General features: G+C 74.2%; 18 protein-coding genes. 13 read left to right on the top strand and 5 right to left on the bottom strand.

What is annotated here, in order from left to right; all coding sequences use genetic code 11:
• Positions 1 to 64: 64 nt before the first annotated feature.
• From BM093_RS20240 to BM093_RS20225, 4 genes are all read left to right on the top strand, one after another.
• Positions 65 to 886, top strand: a complete 822-nt coding sequence (locus BM093_RS20240) for an undecaprenyl-diphosphate phosphatase (protein WP_093346878.1) — start codon at positions 65 to 67, stop codon at positions 884 to 886.
• 35 nt (positions 887 to 921) lie between these two features.
• Positions 922 to 1,614 carry a histidine phosphatase family protein gene (locus BM093_RS20235; protein WP_093346874.1) on the top strand — a complete coding sequence of 231 codons (693 nt, stop codon included), beginning with the start codon at positions 922 to 924 and terminating at the stop codon, positions 1,612 to 1,614.
• A 96-nt stretch (positions 1,615 to 1,710) separates the two neighbouring features.
• Entirely contained in the window at positions 1,711 to 2,298 is a 588-nt protein-coding gene (locus tag BM093_RS20230; RefSeq protein ID WP_093346870.1) for a DUF3090 domain-containing protein, read from the top strand.
• Complete coding sequence (locus tag BM093_RS20225; protein WP_245773658.1) at positions 2,295 to 3,182, top strand: SCO1664 family protein; 888 nt, start codon at positions 2,295 to 2,297, stop codon at positions 3,180 to 3,182. The genes BM093_RS20230 and BM093_RS20225 overlap by 4 nt, the downstream gene beginning before the upstream one ends.
• Before the next feature lie 40 nt (positions 3,183 to 3,222).
• On the opposite strand, the gene BM093_RS20220 is transcribed toward BM093_RS20225, so the two are convergent.
• Both BM093_RS20220 and BM093_RS20215 read right to left on the bottom strand, forming a co-directional pair.
• Positions 3,223 to 5,538, bottom strand: coding sequence for a UvrD-helicase domain-containing protein (locus BM093_RS20220; protein WP_093346865.1), 2,316 nt, complete (start codon positions 5,536 to 5,538; stop codon positions 3,223 to 3,225).
• A gap of 128 nt (positions 5,539 to 5,666) precedes the next feature.
• Entirely contained in the window at positions 5,667 to 6,560 is an 894-nt protein-coding gene (locus BM093_RS20215; RefSeq protein ID WP_093346860.1) for a sulfite exporter TauE/SafE family protein, read from the bottom strand.
• Between the two features lie 70 nt (positions 6,561 to 6,630).
• Here BM093_RS20215 and BM093_RS20210 point away from each other — a divergent pair, with 70 nt between their 5' ends.
• From BM093_RS20210 to BM093_RS20200, 3 genes are all read left to right on the top strand, one after another.
• Entirely contained in the window at positions 6,631 to 7,491 is an 861-nt protein-coding gene (locus tag BM093_RS20210; protein WP_093346856.1) for an alpha/beta fold hydrolase, read from the top strand.
• A gap of 200 nt (positions 7,492 to 7,691) precedes the next feature.
• Positions 7,692 to 9,128 (top strand): NADP-dependent phosphogluconate dehydrogenase, encoded by a 1,437-nt coding sequence (gene gndA, locus BM093_RS20205; protein WP_093346853.1) that lies wholly within the window; start codon positions 7,692 to 7,694, stop codon positions 9,126 to 9,128.
• Positions 9,129 to 9,156: 28 nt separating this feature from the next.
• Positions 9,157 to 9,651, top strand: coding sequence for a DUF2127 domain-containing protein (locus BM093_RS20200; protein ID WP_093346849.1), 495 nt, complete (start codon positions 9,157 to 9,159; stop codon positions 9,649 to 9,651).
• Between the two features lie 132 nt (positions 9,652 to 9,783).
• Here BM093_RS20200 and BM093_RS20195 read toward each other — a convergent pair whose 3' ends face one another.
• Together BM093_RS20195 and BM093_RS20190 are read right to left on the bottom strand one after the other, a co-directional pair.
• A complete protein-coding gene (locus tag BM093_RS20195) occupies positions 9,784 to 11,016 on the bottom strand; it encodes a flavin-containing monooxygenase (protein WP_245773657.1) in 1,233 nt (410 codons plus the stop codon).
• Positions 11,017 to 11,102: 86 nt separating this feature from the next.
• Entirely contained in the window at positions 11,103 to 12,065 is a 963-nt protein-coding gene (locus BM093_RS20190; protein ID WP_245773656.1) for a pyridoxal-phosphate dependent enzyme, read from the bottom strand.
• Positions 12,066 to 12,206: 141 nt separating this feature from the next.
• Here BM093_RS20190 and BM093_RS20185 point away from each other — a divergent pair, with 141 nt between their 5' ends.
• On the top strand, positions 12,207 to 13,844 hold the full coding sequence (locus BM093_RS20185) for a class I adenylate-forming enzyme family protein (RefSeq protein ID WP_093346845.1): 1,638 nt from the start codon (positions 12,207 to 12,209) through the stop codon (positions 13,842 to 13,844).
• Here BM093_RS20185 and BM093_RS20180 read toward each other — a convergent pair.
• Positions 13,801 to 15,426, bottom strand: a complete 1,626-nt coding sequence (locus BM093_RS20180) for a class I adenylate-forming enzyme family protein (RefSeq protein ID WP_093346842.1) — start codon at positions 15,424 to 15,426, stop codon at positions 13,801 to 13,803. The genes BM093_RS20185 and BM093_RS20180 overlap by 44 nt on opposite strands.
• A gap of 73 nt (positions 15,427 to 15,499) precedes the next feature.
• Here BM093_RS20180 and BM093_RS36695 point away from each other — a divergent pair, with 73 nt between their 5' ends.
• From BM093_RS36695 to BM093_RS20155, 5 genes are read left to right on the top strand one after another with little or no spacing between them, the layout of a single operon-like run.
• Positions 15,500 to 16,468: a MaoC family dehydratase gene (locus BM093_RS36695; RefSeq protein WP_245773655.1), complete on the top strand. Its 969-nt coding sequence runs from the start codon at positions 15,500 to 15,502 to the stop codon at positions 16,466 to 16,468.
• A 45-nt stretch (positions 16,469 to 16,513) separates the two neighbouring features.
• Complete coding sequence (locus BM093_RS20170) at positions 16,514 to 17,899, top strand: phytoene desaturase family protein (protein WP_093346840.1); 1,386 nt, start codon at positions 16,514 to 16,516, stop codon at positions 17,897 to 17,899.
• A 1-nt stretch (position 17,900) separates the two neighbouring features.
• Complete coding sequence (locus BM093_RS20165) at positions 17,901 to 19,013, top strand: LLM class flavin-dependent oxidoreductase (RefSeq protein ID WP_093346835.1); 1,113 nt, start codon at positions 17,901 to 17,903, stop codon at positions 19,011 to 19,013.
• Entirely contained in the window at positions 19,010 to 19,399 is a 390-nt protein-coding gene (locus BM093_RS36055; RefSeq protein ID WP_177238590.1) for a nuclear transport factor 2 family protein, read from the top strand. Before BM093_RS20165 ends, BM093_RS36055 begins: the two co-directional genes overlap by 4 nt.
• A 4-nt stretch (positions 19,400 to 19,403) precedes the next feature.
• Positions 19,404 to 20,462 carry an LLM class flavin-dependent oxidoreductase gene (locus BM093_RS20155; RefSeq protein WP_143105446.1) on the top strand — a complete coding sequence of 353 codons (1,059 nt, stop codon included), beginning with the start codon at positions 19,404 to 19,406 and terminating at the stop codon, positions 20,460 to 20,462.
• Positions 20,463 to 20,486 lie beyond the last annotated feature (24 nt).

The raw sequence follows: 20,486 nt of genomic DNA, 5'->3' as shown, positions 1-20,486 counted from the left end.
TACGGTCACGGCCCGTGACCGAACAGTCGCCCCGCCCCGTCACACCCCTCGCCGGGAGCCGCCCGTGAGCTGGCTCGAGGTGATCGTCCTCGGGATCCTCCAGGGACTGACCGAGTTCCTGCCCGTCTCCTCGTCCGGGCACCTCCGCATCGCCTCGGAGCTGTTCTTCGACCGGGACCCGGGGGCCGCGTTCACCGCCGTCGCCCAGATCGGGACGGAGATCGCGGTGATCGTCTACTTCGCCAAGGACATCTGGCACCTGTTCACGACCTGGGTGCGCGGGTTCCGGGACGCGGAGGTCCGGCGGACCGACGACTACCGGCTGGCCTGGCTGGTGATCATCGGCTCGATCCCCATCGCCCTCCTGGGCGTGCTGTTCAAGACCCAGATCGAGACGGTGGCGCGCAACCTGTGGCTGGTCGCGACGACACTGATCCTGTTCGGTGTGCTGCTCGGGCTGGCCGAACGCTTCGGCACCCAGCGCAAGCCGATCGAGAAGATCACCGTGCGGGACGGCATCGTGCTGGGCTTCGCGCAGGCCATGGCGCTGATCCCGGGGGTCTCCCGCTCCGGCGGGACGATCACGGCCGGGCTGGCGCTGGGCCTGACCCGCCCGGCGATCGTGCGGTACTCGTTCCTGCTGGCGATCCCGTCGGTGTTCGGGGCGGGGCTGTTCACGCTGCCCGACGTCTTCGCCGGTGACGGCCCGTCCGGCCTGCAGATGCTGGTGACCGTGGTGATCGCGTTCGCGGTCGGGTACGCGGCGATCGCCTGGCTGCTGCGGTTCGTCCAGAACAACACCGTCTACGTGTTCGTGGCCTACCGGATCGCGCTGGGTGTCGCGCTGCTGGCGGCGCTCTCGATCGGGGCGGTCTCCGCTACCTGACGGGCCGCCGGTCCCGTCCCGTAGCCTCTGGCCGTGTGGCGACCTTGATCCTGTTGCGGCACGGGCGCTCGACGGCCAACACCGCGGGTGTGCTGGCCGGACGCGCCCCCGGCGTGGAACTCGACGACCGCGGCCACGAGCAGGCGGCGACGGTCGTCGACCGGCTGGCCGACCTGCCGATCGCCTCGATCGTCACGTCCCCGATGACCCGGTGCCGCCAGACCGTCGCACCGCTGGCGGCTGCCCGCGGACTCGAGCCCGTCGTGGAGGACGACCTGGCCGAGGTCGACTACGGCGCCTGGACCGGCCGCAAGATCACCGAATTGGTGAACGAGGACCTCTGGAAGGTCGTGCAGGCGCATCCGTCGGCCGCGGCCTTCCCGGACGGCGAGTCCCTGGCCGGGATGCAGGCCCGCTCGGTCGCGGCGGTCCGGCGGCAGATCGCGCGGGTGCAGGCCGAGCACGGTGACCGGGCGATCGTGCTGGCCTGCAGCCACGGTGACGTCATCAAGGCGGTGCTGGCCGACGCGCTGGCCAGCCACCTGGACAACTTCCAGCGGATCGTCGTCGACACCTGCTCGGTCAGCGTCGTCGCCTACACCGAGCTGCGCCCGTTCGTGGCGCGGATGAACGAGCAGTCCGGGGACGTCGCGAGCCTGGTCCCGAAACCGGCCGAGGAGGAGAAGGCGTCCTCCGACGCCGTCGTCGGGGGAGCCACCAACGCCTGAACGGGGTGATCCATCTCGCATCGTCCCAGGTGAGCGCGCCGGTGGACGACGGTGGGGATGCCCTCCGAGCCCGTCTCGCCTACCCTGGGAGGGGTCATGGCACGCGTCATCCACGTCTTCCGCCGCCCGGACCGCTTCGTGGCCGGGACCGTCGGCGAGCCCGGCGAACGGGCCTTCTATCTGCAGGCGATCGAGAGTTCCCGCACGATCAGCGTGCTGCTGGAGAAACAGCAGGTCTCGGTGCTGGCGGAGCGGATCACCGCCCTGCTCGGTGAGGTGGCGAAGCGGTTCGGCGAGGAGAACCTCGCCGAGGGGACGCCGGGGGAGCCGGGCTCCTCCGACACCGATCCGCTGGCCGTGCCGCTCGAGGAGGAGTTCCGGGTCGGCACGATGGGCCTGGGCTGGGACGCCGACTCCAGCTCGATCGTCGTGGAGCTGCTGGCGGTCACCGAGGAGGAGATCGACGAGTCGGTCGTCCTCGACGACACCGAGGAGGGCCCGGACGCGCTGCGCGTGTTCCTGTCCCCGGACGCGGCGAAGGCGTTCGCCGACCGCGCCGAGAAGGTCGTCTCCGCCGGCCGCGCGCCCTGCCCGCTGTGTGCGGAGCCGCTGGACCCGGAGGGGCACGTCTGCGTCCGGCTCAACGGTTACCACGACCGCAATCCCGTGGCCGACACCGAGTGAGCTCCACACCGGCCCTGCGCGACCCGGCCGTGCTCGAGATCCTCGACCGCGGCCGCATGGAGATCACCGGGCGGCTCGTCGACGCCTCCAACGCCACCCTGTTCGGCACCGTCACCTCCGACGGTGTCGAGCTGCGCTGCGTCTACAAGCCGGTCCGCGGGGAGCGTCCGCTGTGGGACTTCCCGGACGGCACGCTGGCCGGCCGTGAGGTCGGCGCCTACCTCGTCTCCGAGGCGTCCGGGCTGCAGGTCGTCCCGCCGACCGTGCTGCGCGAGGAGGCACCGTTCGGGCCGGGCATGGTGCAGGCCTGGGTGTCCTCCGGCGACGAGAGCGCGCTGACCGAGCCGTCGTCGTCGGGTGAGGAGCTCGACGGCGCCATCAGCGAGGAGACCATCCAGCTCGCAGCGGAGTCACTGGTGGAGCTGTGCGAGCCCGGCTCGGTGCCGGACGGCTGGCTGCCGGTCCTGCGGGCCCGCGACGGCGCGGGTGACCCGGTCGTGCTCGTGCACGCCGACCACCCCGGGCTGCGGGCGATGGCGCTGTTCGACGTCGTCGTCAACAACGCCGACCGCAAGGGCGGGCACGTGATCCTCGCCGGCGACGGTGACGTCTACGGCGTCGACCACGGCCTCACCCTGCACACCGAGCCGAAGCTGCGCACCGTGCTGTGGGGCTGGATCGGCGAGACCGTCGGCGAGGAGTGCACCGCGCTGCTCAAGGAGCTACGGGCCCGCCTGGCCGGCGAGTTCGCGGACACCCTGGGGGAGCACGTGACCCGGCGGGAGGTCGCCGCGCTGCGTTCCCGCATCGACCACCTCCTCGCCGAGCCGCGCTTCCCCGGGCCGGAGGGCTACGGCCCCGCGATCCCCTGGCCCGCCTTCTGACCCCGTGAGTGGTTTTCGCGGTCAGGGCCGCGACAACCACTCACGGGCGGCGGAGCCGCAGCGTCCCCAGCCGCTGCGTGGCCCGGGTCATCGAGACGTAGAGGTCGGCCGGGTGGCCGGCCCGGATGCGGTCCGGGTCGACGATCACGACGGTGTCGAACTCGAGGCCCTTGGCCGACATCGGTGAGTGCACCTGGACCGGCGGGCCGTCGAGCCCGTCGAGTGCGCCGTCCCCGAGCCGGCCGCCGGGGGCGATCACCGCGAGGGTCCCGTCCCCGAGCCGCGCGAGCTCGTCCTCGACAGCCGTGCGGAGCGCGGCCGTGAGATCCGCCGTCGGCACCGTGCGCTCCCACGGGTGCTCGCCGGTCTCGCGGACCGACTCGGGCGGGCGGTGGTCCGGGGCGAACGAGGCCAGCACCTCGGCGGCCGGGGCCATGATCTCCGCCGGCGTCCGGTAGTTGACGGTGAGCGTCCGGTGCGTCCAGCGGGTGTCGAGGTGCGGCCCGAGCACCTGCGCCCAGCTGTCCGCCCCCGCGGGGGCGCTGCGCTGCGCGAGGTCGCCCACCGCGGTGATCGACCGCGACGGGCAGCGGCGCAGCAGGACGTGCCAGTCCATCGCGGACAGCTCCTGTGCCTCGTCGACGACCAGGTGCCCGTAGCGCCAGTCCCGGTCGGCGGCCGCCCGCTCGGCGACCGTGCCGGACAGCCCGGCCACGTGCCGTCCGGCGAGCACGTCGGCGGTGACGAAGTCGGTCGGGCGCGCCTCGTCGGGGTCCTCCCCGGCGAGGTCGCGGTCGGCCGAGTCCAGGATCGCCAGCACGTCGGTGGCGTAGCGGTCGTCGGGTTCATCGGCGCTGCGCGACGACGACGGCGGCGGGCCGAGCAGCTCGGCCAGCTCGTCGAGCAGCGGCGCGTCCGCGACCGTCCACTCCCGCGAGTCCGCGCGGTACAGCCCGGCCACGTCGGTCCCGGCCCCGGCCGTGGCCAGCCGCTCGGGCGAGGCGAACAGGTCGGCGAGGGCCTGCTCCGGGGTCAGGACCGGCCAGAGCCGGGCCACCGCGGCGTGGAAGGCCGGCTCCGCACGCAGGTTGTCGCGCAGGCTGCCGCGCATCTCGTCGGTCACCTCCGACGCCCCCGCCGGTTCGATCTCCGGGAGGTCCCCGAGACCGGCGAGCAGCTCGGCGATCTCCGGCGGGTCCTCCAGGCTGTGTCCGAGCTGTTCGAGGCCCTGGTCGACGAGCAGCGCGCCGAGGGTGTCGCGGAACGTGGCGCGGGCGGCGTTGTGCGGCCGGCCGGTCGCGCGGGCCCGGCTGCGCGCCTCCTCGGCGGTCGCCCGGTCGATCTCGACCGTGACGTCGTCGAGCGCGATCGCGACCGGCTCGTCGGGCAGCTCCTGCCGGTCGGCGACGGCGCGGCGAAGCACGTCCACCATCGCCAGGTCGCCCTTGACCCGGGCCGGCTCCGGCGGGTCGACGGCGGTCGCGACGACGCCGTGGGCCAGCCGGCCGGGCGTCGTGAACACCACCGCCGACTCGCCGAGCGCCGGGAGCACTCCGCCGACGTAGTGCACGAACCCGGCGCTGGGACCGACGACCAGGACGCCGCGGCGGGCCAGCTGCTCGCGATGGGTGTAGAGCAGGTAGGCCACGCGGTGCAGCGCGACCGCGGTCTTGCCGGTCCCCGGCCCGCCCTCGATCACCACGGTGCCCTGCAGCGGCAGCCGGATGATCGCGTCCTGCTCGGCCTGGATCGTGGTGACGATGTCGCGCATGGTCGAGCCCCGCGGCGCCTTCAGCGCGGCCAGCAGCGCCGGGTCGGACGCCGAGCCGGAGTCGGTCCCGGACAGTGCCGAGCGGTCCAGCACGTCGTCGTGGAAGGCGACGACCCGCTCGTCGGGTGCGGTCCCGGCGATCTCGAAGTGCCGCCGGCGGGTCACGCCGAGCGGGGTGACCGGGGTCGCGCAGTAGAACGGGCGCGCCCCGGGGGCCCGCCAGTCGAGCAGCGCGCTCTCCCCGTCGGACGGGTCGGTGAGGCCGATCCGTCCGATGTAGCTGGTCGCCGCGGGCGCGTCCCCGGCGCCGTCGGTGTCGCTCGGCCGGTCGGCGCCGCGGGCGTGGTCGAGCCGCCCGAAGCACAACCCCGAGCGGGCCGCCCGCAGCGCGTTCGCGCGCTCCCACCAGCGGTGCACCGCGACGTCGCGCTCCCAGCGGGCGCTGAGCTCCTCGCCGGTCGCGGTGTTCAGCGTGCCCTGGGCCCGGGCCAGGGCGTCGTCGAGTTCGGCGGCGAGCAGTGCGTGCAACCGGCGGATCCGCCCGGTCTCCGCATCCGTCTCCTGCTCCAGCAGGGGTCTGGACACGTTCCCCCCATCGGTGTTAAACTGCCACTGCAGGTCTGTTGACTCTGCGTTTGAGTGCACGCCTCAGAATAGCGGATTCGTGTCCCCGCGTACACGTTCGTTTTCCTGTGCGCACCGGTCCTGTCCCGTCACGCCCGTCGCCGGCGGTGCCGGAGCAGCAGCTGGATCGTCTCCCGGACCGCCATCACCGTCGCGAAGCCCGCGAACACCAGCCCGAGCACGGCGGCGTCGAGGGCCAGCCCGAGCGCGACACCGGCGAGCGTCCCGGGCGCCGAGGTGAGCGCCAGCAGCCGGCCCCACCGCCCCGACGCCGTCCCCTGGCGCAGGTGCACGACCGTGCCGACGATCGAGTTCGGGATGAACATCAACAGCGACGTCCCCGCCGCCACGTGCATCTCGGTGCCGAACAGCAGCACCATCGCCGGTACCGCCAGCAGCCCGCCGCCGAGACCCATCGCCCCGGCCCAGGCCCCGATCACCAGCCCGACGACCGTCGTCGCCGGGTGCAGGAACCACGGGTCGGCGATCAACCACCCGGGCAGGACGGCGTCGGCGAGCACCGGCCCCGCGAACGCGTCGACGGCGAGCTTCGCCGCGGTGAGCACCAGGATCGCGATCAGCAGCAGCCGCAGCACGGTCTCCGAGGCGCGGGCCAGCAACCGGGGCCCGATCACGCCGCCGAGCGTCCCGCCGACGATCAGCCCGGCACCGACGCGCAGGTCCAGCGCACCACCACCCACGGCGTAGCCCGCCGCGCCCGCGACGCAGACACCGATGTTGGCGATCGTGGAGGTCCCATGCACCCGGGCCCGCGACATCGTCGTGAACCGGTCCAGCGCGGGCACGAACAGCACCCCGCTGCCGCCCCCGATCAGGCCGCCGACCACCCCGCCGACCAGGCCGATCGTGCCGACCCCACCGGCGCGGCCCTCCTGCTCGTCGGGGGAGCGCCGGTGGGCGGTCCCCGTGCGGTCCGCGGCGGTGCGGCCGCGTCCCGGCGGCGGTGGGTCACTGGGGGCCATCCGGGCATTCTCGGTCGCGCCCCGGGTCGCTGCGCACGGCGTCCCACGGGCCGGGACTACGGTCGCGGTCATGGCTCTCCCGGAACCGCAACGGATCACCGTCGCCGGCACCACGCGTCCCGAGGTCACGCTCTCCGTGCACGACACCGGAGGGTCCGGGCCCGCCGTGTTCCTGCTGCACGGCTGGCCGGACCGCGCCTCCCTGTGGACCCGGCAGGTCGACGCGCTCGCCGCGGCCGGGTACCGGGTGATCGCGCCCGACCTGCGCGGGTTCGGCGACTCGGACCGGCCCGAGGAGGTCGAGCACTACGCGATGCGGGCGCTGCGCGGGGACGTCCTCGGGGTGGCCGACGCGCTCGGTGTGGACCGGTTCGCCCTCGCCGGGCACGACTGGGGTGCGGTTCTCGGCTGGGCACTGGCGCTGAGCTCGGACCGGGTCACCCGCTACGCCGCGTTCTCCGTCGGGCACCCGGCCGCGTTCGCCTCGGCCGGGTTCCGGCAGAAGTCGATGTCCTGGTACATGCTCTGGTTCCAGTTCCCCGGGGTGGCCGAGCAGGTGCTGCCCGCCCACGACTGGCAGTTCCTGCGGGCCTGGGCGCACGCGTCCTTCCCCGAGGGGCACCCGCTGCCGCAGCGCCAGATCGCCGACCTGGACCGGCCGGGCGCGCTGACCGCGTCGCTGAACTGGTACCGCGCCAACATCGACCCGGCGACGTTCGTGCCGACCGAGGTCCCGCAGGTGCCGCCGATCCGGATCCCGGTGCTCGGGGTGTGGAGCGACGGCGACATGGCGCTGACCGAGGCCCAGATGCGGCGCTCCTCGGAGATCGTCGAGGACTTCCGGTTCGCCACGGTCGAGGGCTGCGGGCACTGGATCCCGCAGGAGGCGCCGGAGCGCGCGAGCGAGCTGCTGCTGGAGTTCCTCGGCTGAGCAGTTCCGGGACCGGACCGACGGGCGGGGAGCGACCAACGGCCGGGCAGTGACCGACGGGCGGGAGCGATCAACGGGCGGGCAGTGACCAACGGGACAGTCCGGGGCCCGCGCGCGTCCGCGGCCCGACGGGCGAGGATGGGGCCGGTGAGCCCGGGCCGTGCGCCCGGGCGTAGGCGAGAGCGAGACGGAGGAGCGCGATGGCGGAGAAGAGCCGGATCGGTGTGACCGGGCTGGCCGTGATGGGGGCGAACCTGGCCCGCAACATGGCCCGCCGCGGCTTCGCGGTGGCGGTGCACAACCGCACCACGGCGAAGACCGGCGAATTCATGGCGGAGCACGGCCACGAGGGCGACTTCACCGCGGCCGAGTCGCTGCAGGAGTTCGTCGAGGCGCTCGAGACACCGCGCAAGATCGTCGTGATGGTGAAGGCCGGCAAGCCGGTCGACGCCGTCATCGACGAGCTCGCCCCGCTGCTCGACTCCGGCGACATCATCATCGACGCCGGCAACTCGCACTTCCCCGACACCGACCGCCGGGCGGCCTACTGCGCCGAGCGAGGCCTGCGGTTCATGGGCATCGGTGTCTCCGGCGGCGAGGAGGGCGCGCTCAACGGGCCGAGCATCATGCCCGGCGGGCCGCTGGAGGCCTACGGCGAGGTGGAGGAGATCCTCACCGCGATCGCCGCGGACGTCGACGGCACGCCCTGCTGCACGCACGTCGGGCCGGGCGGGGCCGGGCACTACGTCAAGATGGTGCACAACGGCATCGAGTACGCCGACATCCAGCTCATCGCCGAGGCCTACGACCTGCTCACCCACGTCGGCGGGCTGTCCGCCCCGGAGATCGGGACGATCTTCGAGCAGTGGAACACCGGCGACCTCGAGTCGTTCCTCATCGAGATCACCGGCATCGTGCTGGGCAAGACCGACGAGAGGACCGGCGCGCCGCTGGTCGACGTCATCGTCGACCAGGCCGAGCAGAAGGGCACCGGGCGCTGGACCGCGATCGACGCGCTCGACCTCGGCGTCCCGCTGACCGGGATCACCGAGGCCGTCTTCGCGCGGACCCTCTCGGCGCTGCGCGACGAGCGCCGGGCGGCGTCGGCCACGCTGGCCGGTCCGGCGCCGCAGCGTGCGCCCGATGTGGACCGGCTGGTCGAGGACGTGCGGCAGGCGCTGTACGCGTCCAAGGTGGTCGCCTACGCGCAGGGTTTCGCGCAGATGCGCGCCGCGTCGAACGCGAACGACTGGGACCTCGACCTGGGCGCGATGGCCCGGATCTGGCGGGGCGGCTGCATCATCCGCGCCCAGTTCCTCAACCGGATCACCGAGGCCTACGCCGAGCACCCGGACCTGGACAACCTGCTGATGGTCCCGTACTTCACCCAGGCCGTGTCCGACGCGCAGGACGCGTGGCGCCGCGTCGTGGCGACCGCGACCGAGCACGGCGTCGCGATCCCGGCGTTCAGCTCGAGCCTGAGCTACTACGACGGTTACCGCCGCGAACGCGGCCCGGCCAACCTGATCCAGGGGCTGCGCGACTACTTCGGTGCGCACACCTACCGCCGCACCGACGCCGACGGTGCCTTCCACACCCGCTGGTCCCAGGACGGCACCGAGGTGTCCACGGGGTGAGCACCGCACACCGCACTACCCTCCCCGCATGACACGACCGGCGGCGGACGCCCGGTGGACCGAGCGGCTGTTCCGGGTCGCGCTGGTGGTGAAGGGTGTCGACGGCGCGGCCGAGCTGCTCGGCGCCGTCGCGCTGCTGGTCGTGTCCGGGGACTGGATGCACCGTGTGGTGGCCGTGATCCTGGCCCGTGACCTGCTGGGGCCGCCGGACGCGCCACCGGCGCGCCACCTCGTGGCCGCGATCGACGACGTGGCGGGCGGGGACCGCACGTTCGTCGTCGCCTACCTGGGCCTGCACGGAATCCTCAAGCTGGCCCTGGTGTGGGCGCTGCTGCGCCGGTGGCTGCCGGCCTACCCGGTCGCCGTCGGGGTGCTGGCGCTGTTCGTGGTGTACGAGCTCGTCCACGCCTGGCACACCGGGTCGGTGCTGCTGCCGTTCCTGGCGCTGCTCGACGTCGCGATCATCGTGCTGGTGCTGCGGGAGTACCGGATGCTGCGCGGGCAGCGGGCGGCACCGGTCTGACCGCGCGCCGGGCACCGGCCCGGGCACCCTCATCGCGCCCCGAGGGGCACCCTCGGGGCACAGGGCGCAGCGAGGGTGCCCCTCGGAGCGCATGGCCCGGCGTTCCGGGACCCGGTACGGCGGTCCGGAGCGTCAGGCGGCGCGTTCCGCCGGCACGCCCCGGAGCCGGTCCAGCGCAGCCCGCGCGGCGGCCCGACCGGCCCGGTCGGCACCGATCGTGCTGGCCGAGGGGCCGTAGCCGACCAGGTGCACCCGCGGATCGCCGACGACCGTCGTGTCCTGCGGCGGTCCGAGCAGGATGCCGCCGCCGGGGGCCCGCAGCCGCAGCGGCCGGAGGTGCCCGAGCGCGGCCCGCCAGCCGGTCGCCCAGAGGATCACGTCGGCCGGCTCGACCGTGCCGTCGTCCCACGCGACACCGTCCGGGGTGATCCGGGTGAACATCTCCCGCCGGTCGAGCACCCCGCTCGCCAGCCCGGCGCGCACGGCCGGGGTCAGCCCGAGCCCGGTCACCCCGACGACACTGCGCGGTGGCAAGCCGGCCCGCACCCGCTCCTCCACCTGCGCGACGGCCGCGCGGCCGCGTTCGGCGTCGAAGGTGCCCTCGTGCCAGACCGGCTCGCGGCGGGTCACCCAGGTGGTCGCGGCCGCGTGCGGGGCGATCTCGAGCAGCAGCTGCACCGCCGTGATCCCACCGCCGACGACGACCACCCGGCGGCCCGCCAGCGCCGCCGCGCCGGGGTAGTCGCGGGCGTGCAGCGAGCGGCCCCGGAACGACGCCGCACCCGGGTAGGCCGGCACGAACGGCCGGGTCCAGGTGCCGGTGGCGTTGATGATCTCGTCAGCCCGCCAGGTGCCGTGGTCGGTGACGACGTCGAGCGGGCCCGCCCGGTATCCGCCGTCGTGAGCCTGACGGACCGGGCCGTCGCCGTCGCGGGCCGGCCCGTCGCCGCTGCGGGCTGGATCGCCGCCGCGGGCTGGAACACCGCTGTCGTGGGCCGGATCGTCACCGTCCCGGGCCGGACGGTCGCTGTCACGGACGGTGTGGACCCGGACCGGGCGGACGACCCGCAGGTCCCAGTACCGCTCGATCCCGGCGAAGTATTCCGGGACCGCCTCGCGGGCGGGGCGGTCGGGATCGGCGTCCGGCGCGTCGAACCCGGACCGGACGCCGGCCAGGTCGTGGATCCCGTTCACGGTGCGCATCAGCAGGCTCGGCCAGCGGTGCCGCCAGGCGCCGCCGGGCCCGTCCTCGGCGTCGAGCACCACGAAGTCCCGGCCAGGCTCCAGCCCGGCCCGGCGCAGGCCGGCGGCCGCGGACAGGCCCGCCTGTCCCGCTCCGATGACCACCACGCCGGTTCGCACCACGCCGGTTCCTCCCACACCGTGTGCAACGCCCGGGCCGCGCCGTCCCATCCGGGCTGTGACCGAACGGGCCGAGCAGGCGGACACGCTCAGCCGGCGGGGCGCAGCACGTCGGCGACGTCGGCGTTCGCGCCGCAGATCACCAGGGCGAGCCGGGCGTCGGGGTGACGGTCGAGTACCCGGCGGGCCCCCGCGACCAGGCAGCCGGCGGCGGGCTCGGCCCAGACCCCGGCGTGCTCGGCCAGCTCGACCGAGCCGGCCACGGCGTCGGCGTCGGACACCACCAGCACCTCGTGCACCCGTGCGCGGACGTGGTCGTAGGTCAGCTGCGACGCCGACGGCGCGGACAGCGTCGTGATCGACGAGGTGATCGTCACCGGGGTGGGCCCGCCCGCCGCGAGCGCCGCGGACATCGCCTCGGCCCCCACGGTCTCGACGCCCCAGACCCGGGGGTCGGGCAGCAGCGCCCGGACCGCCGTCGCGACCCCGGACAGCAGGCCACCCCCACCGATCGAGACGAGCACGTCGGTCGGGGGCTCGCCGAGCGCCATCCCGTCCCGGGCCAGTTCCAGCCCGACCGTGCCCTGGGCCGCGACGACGACCGGGTCGTCGAACGGGTGGACCAGGGTGGATCCCGCCGCCTGCAGCTCGCCGGCCAGCGCGAACGCGGCGGGGATGTCCGGGGTGAGCCGGACGTCGGCACCCGCGGCCCGCGCCCCGGCGATCGAGCGGGCCGGCGCGTTCTCCGGCATCACGACGACGGCGGGCACCCCGGCCGCGCCCGCCACCTCGGCGACCGCGAGACCGTGGTTCCCGCCCGACACGGCGACCAGCCCGGCGGAGCGCTCCGCCCCGGACAGCGTGGCCAGCTTGGCCAGCACTCCGCGCGGCTTGAACGACCCCGCCCGCTGCAGCTGTTCGAGCTTCAGCAGCACCGGCGCGCCGAGCAGCGCGGTGAGGCCGGGGGAGGGCACCGTCGGCGTGCGCACCACCTCGCCCGCGATGTGTCCGGCCGCCGTCTCGATCGCTGCGAGGTCGATCAGATCACCCACATCCGGACCCTAACGCCGCCCGCGGCCCACGCCCATCCGCGACGGGTGGTGGGCCGATCGCGACGATTCTGCCGGACGGTCGGTAGACAGTCTTCGGGCGTTCCGGCACGATCCGGATACGCTGACGAGGAGGTCACGCTGATGACACGACGCTGGATCGAGGCCACTACCCTCGGTGACCTGGTCGAACGTCGGGCTGCCGAGCAGCCCGACGCCGAGGCGCTGGTCTTTCCCAGCGAGCGGGTCACCTACGCCGGGCTCGCCGCCCGGGCGACCCGGCGGGCCCGGGAGCTCGCCGGGCTCGGCGTCGGACCCGGTGACCGGGTGGCGCTGCTGCTGCCGGCCGACGCGGACCTCGTCGCGACGCTCGTCGGCACCACGATGCTCGGTGCGGTCGCCGTCCCGGTGAACGCCCGGTTCCGCGGCAGCGAGATCACCGGCGTGCTGACGACCGCCGGCGCGCGGGTGCTCGTCACCGCGCCGGACCTGCTCGGGGTCGTCGACGAGTGCCTGCCGCCGGACGGCGCCGCCCGCCCGGACGCCCCGGAGCTCGAACACGTCGTCGTGCCGGGTGTCGCCGCCGACCCGCCGGGCGCGGTCGGGGCCGACCGGCTGGCCGCGGGCGCGGTCGCCCTCGGGCTCGTCGAGGAGCTCGCCGCGGCGGTCCGCGTCCGGGACACCGCCGTGCTGGTGTTCACCTCGGGCACGACGGCGGCGCCGAAGGGGGCGATGCTCTCCCACGAGGCCCTGGTCCGGCTGGCATTCGGGATCGGCGACCGGCTCGGCTGGCGGCCCGGCGAACGCGTGTGGACCGCGATCCCGCTGTTCCACGGGGGCGGGATCACGTTCGCGCTGAGCTGCCTGGCCGCCGGCGCGACGTTCGTCCACCCCGGTCACTTCGACCCCACCACGACCCTCGAGCTGCTCACCGCCGAGCGGGTCACGGTCGCGCTGGCCGCCTTCGAGACGATCTGGATGCCGGTGCTCAACCGGCCGGACTTCGCCTCGTTCGACCTGTCCCGGATCCGCCAGGTGATGGCCGTCGGCGTGCCGGAGCGGTTGCGCGACATGGCCGCCCGGCTGCCGCAGGCGGTGCACGTGTCCTGCGTGGCGATGACCGAGTCGTCGGCGTTCCTGACCCTGAACCGCCCGGACGACCCGGCCGAGGCCCGGGCGAGCACCGGCGGCCACCCGATGCCCGGGATGCGCTGCCGGGTGGTGGACCCCGAGACCGGCACCGACGTGGCCCCCGGCACCCCGGGCGAGCTGTGGTTCCGCGGCCCGAACGCCTTCGACGGCTACTTCCGCGACCCCGCGGCGACCGCGGCCGCCTTCACCGCCGACGGCTGGTTCCGCACCGGTGACCTCGTCGTCGCCGACGACGCCGGCCGGCTCACCTTCCGCTCCCGGCTCAAGGACATGCTCAAGGTCGGCGGGGAGAACGTCGCCGCCGCCGAGGTGGAGGGCTTCCTGCTGGCCCACCCGGCCGTGGACCTGGTCGCCGTCGTCGCCGCCCCGGACGCGCGCTACGTCGAGGTGCCGTGCGCGTACGTCCGGCTCCGCCCCGGGCACGCCGTGACCGAGCAGGAGCTGATCGAGCACTGCCTGGGCCGGATCGCGACGTTCCGGGTGCCGCGCTACGTGCGGTTCGTCGACGAGTTCCCGATGTCCGGCACCAAGATCAAGAAGTTCGAGCTGCGCGAGCGGATCGCCGCCGAGCTGGCGGCGGCCGGCATCACCGAGGCGCCGCGCCCGCAGGTCCCCGCGGTGCCTCGGTGATCCCCGCGGCGGACAGCTCCTCGGCGATGCGGGTCTGGAGCCGGAACTTCTGCACCTTCGTCCCGGACATCGGCCACTCGTCGACGAACCGCACGTAGCGCGGGACCTTGTAGCCGGCGATCCGGCCGACGCAGAAGGCGATCATCTCCTCGGCCAGCCCGTCGGAGGGCTCGTGCCCGTCGCGGAGCTCGACGAACGCGCACACGACCTCGCCGTAGCGCGCGTCGGGTGCCGCGACCACCTGCACGATCCCGGCGGCCGGGTGCTCGCAGAGGAAGCCCTCGACCTCGGTCGCGGCGACGTTCTCCCCGCCGACCTTGAGCACGTCCTTGAGCCGGGTGCGGAACCGCAGCCGGCCCTCGTCGTCGGCAACGACCTGGTCCCCGGAGGCGAACCAGCCGACGTCGTCGATCCGGGCCGCGGTCGTGTCGGGGTCCCGGTGGTAGTACGCCATCCGCGAGGTGCCGCGGAACCGGAACTCGCCGGGCGTGCCGGGCGGCACGGGCTCGCCGGTCTCCGGGTCGACGACCCGCGCCTCCATGTGCGGCAGCGGCCGGCCGCTGGTGGTCGCGCGGACCTCCGCCGGGTCGTCCGGCGAACCCACGCAGCAGAACCCGAGAGACTCGGTCATCCCGAGGCAGGAGAGCTGGATCGCGTGCGGCAGCCGGGCCTGCATCGACCGCATCCGCTCCGGCGCCCCGATGTTGATCACGAGCCGGAGCGCGGAGAGGTCCCGGTCGGGGAACGTCGGGTGGTCGAGCACCGGCATCCAGATCGTCTCGAACGCCGGGAACGCGACCGTGCAGCGTTCGGTCTCCATCTGGTCCAGGGCGCGGCCGGGTTCGAACGAGCCCACGTGCACGAACCCGCAGCGCCCAGCCATCGCGGCCAGCGCGACGTCGTAGCCGCCGCAGTGGAACATCGGCAACGGCGTCCAGAACCGGTCCTGCGGGGTGAGCCCGAGCCGTCCGGCCACGGCGGCGCCCTCGTCGGCCAGGGAACGGTGGGTGTGCACGCAGCCGCGCGGGCGGGCGGTCGTCCCCGAGGTGTAGAGCATGATCGCCGGGGTGTCCGGGCCGACGCCGGCCCGGGCCCGGTCCACCTGCGCGGGGCCGCTGCGCCGGGCGGCGGCCTCGAGCGCGGACCGGCCGGTGACACCGGCCGGGGCGTCCGGGCCGGTCCGGTCCAGGACGACGACGGTGCGCAGCGGGCTGCCCGGCCGGTCCGGGAGGTGGGCGTCGAGCACCGGGAGGAAATCGGAGGTGGTCAGCGCCAGGACCGGGCCGGCGTCGTCGATCATCTGGGCGGCCTCGTGCTCGCGCATCCGCACGGTCAGCGGCACCGTGATCGCGCCGATCTCGGAGGCGGCGAGCCAGTAGCGGACCGCGTCGAGGCCGCCGTGCAGCAGCACCGCGACGCGGTCGCCGGGTGCGACGCCGAGCCCGAGCAGCGCGGCGGCGTCGTGGCGGACCTGCGCGCGCAGATCCGGCCAGGACGACCGCTCGTCGGGGAAGACGACGTGCTGGTCCGGCGCGGCGACGGCGCAGGCCTCCAGCAGGTCGGGGACGGTCTGCTCGGCCATCGGACCTCCGTGGCGACATCGCCTGTCTAACGGTCGTTTGACAAGCTAGCGGGTGCCGTCGAGAGTGGGCAAGGTGCTGTCCGGACCGCGCCCGAGCCCGCCGACCGAGGACGAGCTGGCCGCGCTCGTCGGACACCGGATGCCCGGTGGACGGGCGATCGCCGAGCCCTATCTGGACTGGCTGGTCCGCGACGCGACCGGCGCGCAGCAGCGGGCTCCGGGGGACGACGCCGTGCACCCGGCCGTGGCGTTCGGGCTGGCCCAGGGTGGTGTGGGGCTGGAGCTGGAGGACGTCTTCGCCCTGTTCGGAGCGTCCTCACAGGACGGCCCGCTGCTCGGGGAGTGGTCGCTGCGCCTGCACCGGCCGCTGCGGGTGGGCGCGGAGTACGCCGTGTCCGCCCGGGTGGAGCGCACCCGGCGCCGTCGTGGCCGCAGCGGGGTGTTCGACCTGGTCACGCCGCTGATCGAGCTGGCTCCCGACGGCGGCGCGGTGGAGATCGAGGTGCGTCCCACCTACGTGTTCCCGCGGCGCGGGCTCGAGCCGGCGGACGGGCCGTCCGACGGACCGTCCGACGGACCGGATGACTCGTCGGGCGGGACGGAGCAGGCCGGATCGCCAGGGGTGACGGAGCCGGCCGGGGAGCCGCTGCCGGAGCTGTCGCTGCAGGTGCGGCCGGAACCGATGAAGGTGATGGCGGCGATCCTGCGCGACCCGAACATGATCCACCTCGATCCGGCCGAGACCGCGCGGCTCGGGATGGGCGACCGCGTGGTGAACCAGGGCCCGTTGAACCTCGGCTACGTGCACTCCATGCTGGCCGCCTACGCGGGCGGCGCGGGCCGCATCCGCTCGACCACGTTCCGGTTCCACGGGCCGGTGCACGCGGGCGACCGGGTCGTCGCCGGCGGCGTGGTCACCGGGCCCGCCGATGCCGGGGGCGTCGGGTGCGCGGTGTGGCTCGACGTCGAGGGCGGGCGGCGCGCGGTCTCCGGCACGGCGGTGATCGACCCTTGCGTCGGTCCCGGCTCCGTGCGAGTGTAAAACGGTCGTTTGGTAGACAGAGGGGCGACGGGCGAGAGGGGTGTCATGCCGCGCTACGACGTCGTGGTGATCGGTGCCGGGGCCGCGGGGCTGTCCGCGGGCGCGTTGCTGGCCCGGGAGGGCAAGCGGGTGGTCGTGCTCGACCGCAGCCCGTACCTGGGCGGCCGGGCGATGGCCGTCCCGGACGAGGGGTTCACCGTCAACCTGGGCGGTCACCTCATCGAGGACGGTGGGTCCGGGATCACCAAGGTGTTCGAGCACGTGGGCAAGGAGCTGGTCCACGGCGAGGTCTCGAACGACATGCCGATCTGGGACAACGAGCGGGGCTGGACCTCCATCCGGGACCGCTACACCGACCGGACCGAGCTGAAGAAGGTCATCAAGGCGCTGGTCGAGACCCCCTACGACGCACTCGACGCGTGGGACGACCGGCCGCTGCGCGAGTGGATCCACCAGTACACCGACGACCAGGGCGTCGTCGACCTGTTCGAGTTCATCTCGGTGCTCGAGTGCATGACCGACAACTGGTACGACCACTCCGCCTCGGACAACCTCTACGTGCGCAAGATGCACTTCGAGGAGAAGGGCACCGCCGCCTACTCGTGCTGGCCCGGCCAGGGCTGGGACGGGATCTGGCGCGACCTGGCCGACGCGATCACCGAACACGGCGGCGAGCTGCGGCTCGGCACGTCGGTCGAGCGGGTGATCGTCGAGGACGGCGAGGTGCGCGGCGTCGCCGTCGGGCGCGAGCCGAAGGTGCTGCCCAACGAGTTCTTCGAGGAGGAGATCCTCGAGGCCGACGCGGTGATCTCCACGCTGCCGGTGTGGAACGTGCTGAACGTCGTGCCGCGCACCGCGCTGCCCGAGTGGTACACCGCCCAGATCGACTTCCTGGCCCAGGACAGGTTCCGGATCGCCTGGCTCGGGCTCTACCTGGCCACCGAGGAGCCGGTGACCCGCTACGACCCGCGCGAGCTGTCGACCTGGACCTCGACGCCGTCGACGAACTGCTCGGGCTTCATGTTCGACCAGACCGCGATGGACCCGTCCTGCTCGCCGCCCGGTACCCACCTGCACGTGATGGGCGCGATCATCCCCGGTGCGAAGGGCCGCGACGACGAGTGGTGCCGGGCCACCCTGGAGGCGTTCGAGCGCGACGCGGAGACGATGTGGCCGCAGTTCGCGAAGCCGGTCTGGCGGCGCCGGCACAAGGTGTTCGAGCCGAGCTTCGGGGTGATCCAGATGCCCGGGCTGGTCGGGCGCTACCGGCCGCACTGGCGGGCCCCCAACGTCGAGGGCCTGTGGTTCGCCAGCGAGACCTTCCGCAGCCGCGGGATCGGCACCGACCGGGCCGCGCGCGCCGCGCTGACCTGTGTCGAGGACTACCTGGGCGCCCGGATCCCGGCGTTCGGCGACGGCTGGAGGTACTGAGGTGAAGCCGCTGCAGCTGGGTGTGCCGGGCCAGATCATGCCGCCGGCCGACGCCGCGGTGCGCTTCGCCCGCCGCGCCGAGGACGACGGCTACGACGCCGTCTGGTGGCCGGACCACCTCATGGGCTGGCACGCCGACACGATGTGGACCCGTGATCTCACCCCGCTCGCCGACGTGCAGGCCAACCCGCACGTCTACTTCGACCCGATGGTGATGATGGGCGTGGTCGGGGCGCAGACCGAGCGGATCAAGGTGGGGGTCGTCGTCACCGACCTCATCCGCCGGCACCCGGCGATGGCCGCGGCCACCGCGCTCACCCTGGACCACGTCACGAAGGGCCGGGCGATCATCGGCCTGGGATCGGGGGAGAAGCTCAACGTCACCCCGTACGGGATGGACTTCGACAAGCCGGTCGCGAAGCTGTCCGAGGGCATCGACGTGATGCGGCTGCTGTGGGAGGCCGACGGGCCGGTCGACTACGAGGGCCGGTTCCACCGGCTGGACTCCGCGGTGCTCGGGCTCTCGCCGTACGGTGACGAGCCGCCGGAGATCTGGACCGCGGCGCACGGCCCGCGGATGCTGCGCCTGACCGGGGCCAAGGCCGACGGCTGGCTGCCCACGAAGATGACCGCGCCGGACTACGCGTCGTCGCTGGCGACGATCCGCCGCTCGGCCGAGGAGAAGGGGCGCGACCCGGACCGGTTCACCCCCGGGATGCTCGGCTACGTCCTCATGGGACCGGACGAGGAGACGGTCCGGCGGCTCACCGAGGCGCCGCTGGTGCGGGCGCTGTGCGTGCTGCTGCCCTCGCAGGTGTTCCGCGACCTCGGCGTCGAGCCGCCGCTCTCCGGGGACTCCGGCTTCCACGACTTCATCCCGTCCACGATCGAGCGGGCCGAGTCGCTGCGGATCATCGACGCGATCCCGCCCGAGGTGGTGCGCCACTACGCCTTCTGCGGCACCCCGGAGCAGGTCGCCGAGGAGCTGCACGACTACCGGGAGGCCGGCCTGGAGCACCTGGTCATGTGGAACATCACGCCGTTCGGCGACCCGTCGCTGGCCAAGTGGTCGTTCGGGGCGATGGCCGAGCTGAAGAAGCGGGTGGGTCTGTGAGCACGGCTCCCGCGCGCACCGCGCGCGCCGCCGTCGAGGGCTACTTCGCGGCGATCAACTCCGACCGGTTCGCCGACCTCGCCGCCGTCCTGGCCGACGACGTCGAGATCGTCACCACCGGTGCGCCGCCGGTGGTCGGCCGGGAGGCGGCACTCGCGCACTTCCCGGCCGTCCTGGCCGGGTACGCCACCCACGACGACGCGGTCACCCGCTGGATCGAGGCCGGGGACACGATCGTCTGCGAGATCGCCTTCACCGGGACGTTCACCGACGGGCGGCCGGCCGCCTTCGACGCGCTGGACGTCTTCGACACCGTCGACGGATGGATCACCCGGGTCGGGACCTGGTTCGACACCCGCTCGGTGGCCCGCCAGATCAAGGGCTGAGGCGGTGACACAGGGGGTGGGGTCACAGCAGGCAGGGCCGTCGGGCATGCCGCCGCTCGGCGTGACCATGCCGGTCGACGACGGGCTCGGCGTGCCGGAGTACGTGCGGCTGGCCCGGGCCGCGGAGGCCGCCGGCTACGACTCGGTCTGGTGCGGCGAGGTCGCCGGGCCGGAGGTGTTCTCGCTGCTCGGGGTGCTCGCCGCGAGCACGTCGCAGGTCCGGCTGGGCACCGGCATCGCCAACGTCTACGCCCGCTCCGCGGCGCTGGCCGCGATGGGCTTCGCGACGCTGTCCTCGGCCGCGCCCGGGCGGGTGCTGGCCGGGCTCGGCGCGAGCAGCCCGATGGTCGTGCGGGACTGGCACGGGCGCGAGCACGACCGGCCGCTGGCCACCGTCGAGGGCTACGTGACGGCGTTGCGGTCGGCCTGGGCGGGCGAGCGGGTCCGGGTGGAGCACCCACGCACCCACGGCTTCCGGTCGTCGTTGCTGCCGCCGCAGGTGCCGCCGGTGGTGCTGGCCGCGATGAACCCGCGGATGCTGCGCCTGGCCGGGCGGGTAGCCGACGGGGTCTTCCTCACCTGGTGCCCACCGGACGAGGTGCCCGGGCTGCTCGCGCACGTGCGGGCGGGGGAGGCCGAGGCCGGACGCCCGCCGGGCAGCGTGTGGGCGATGGCGTCGTACTGGGCCTACGCCGGCGACCGGTACGACGAGGCGATGACCCGGATGCGGCGGCTGGTGCTGCAGTACGCGATGGTGCCGACGCACCGGGGGTCGTTCGCCGGGGCGTGGGACGACCTGGACCGCGCCACCGAGCGCTGGCGCGGCGGCGACCGCGCCGGCGCGCTGGCCCTGGTGCCGGATGCCGCGGTGCACCGGCTCTGCGCGGTCGGCGACGGCGCGCACGTCGCGGGCCGGGCCGCCGACCTGCGGGCCGCCGGGATCGCGCTGCCGGTGCTGCTCACCCCCGGCGCGGAACCCGGCGACCTGGACGGTCCACTGGACACGGTCGCCCGGACCGCGGACGCGGCGGCCGGGCGGACGGACGAGCCGCGCCCGGCCTGATCCGCGCTGCGCCCGGTCCGACAG

This window comes from Pseudonocardia ammonioxydans (genome assembly GCF_900115005.1).
Taxonomy (GTDB): Bacteria; Actinomycetota; Actinomycetes; order Mycobacteriales; family Pseudonocardiaceae; genus Pseudonocardia; species Pseudonocardia ammonioxydans.
The sequence above is the reverse complement of the archived record's forward strand: the minus strand, read 5'-3'. Positions and strand labels throughout refer to the sequence as shown.

Coding starts and splice junctions, on each gene's coding strand:
- BM093_RS20185 (WP_093346845.1), top strand. CDS start 12,207: ATGACACGACGCTGGATCGAGGCCACTACCCTCGGTGACCTGGTCGAA.
- BM093_RS20180 (WP_093346842.1), bottom strand. CDS start 15,426: ATGGCCGAGCAGACCGTCCCCGACCTGCTGGAGGCCTGCGCCGTCGCC.
- BM093_RS20170 (WP_093346840.1), top strand. CDS start 16,514: ATGCCGCGCTACGACGTCGTGGTGATCGGTGCCGGGGCCGCGGGGCTG.
- BM093_RS20200 (WP_093346849.1), top strand. CDS start 9,157: ATGACACGACCGGCGGCGGACGCCCGGTGGACCGAGCGGCTGTTCCGG.
- BM093_RS20210 (WP_093346856.1), top strand. CDS start 6,631: ATGGCTCTCCCGGAACCGCAACGGATCACCGTCGCCGGCACCACGCGT.
- BM093_RS20230 (WP_093346870.1), top strand. CDS start 1,711: ATGGCACGCGTCATCCACGTCTTCCGCCGCCCGGACCGCTTCGTGGCC.
- gndA (WP_093346853.1), top strand. CDS start 7,692: ATGGCGGAGAAGAGCCGGATCGGTGTGACCGGGCTGGCCGTGATGGGG.
- BM093_RS20215 (WP_093346860.1), bottom strand. CDS start 6,560: ATGGCCCCCAGTGACCCACCGCCGCCGGGACGCGGCCGCACCGCCGCG.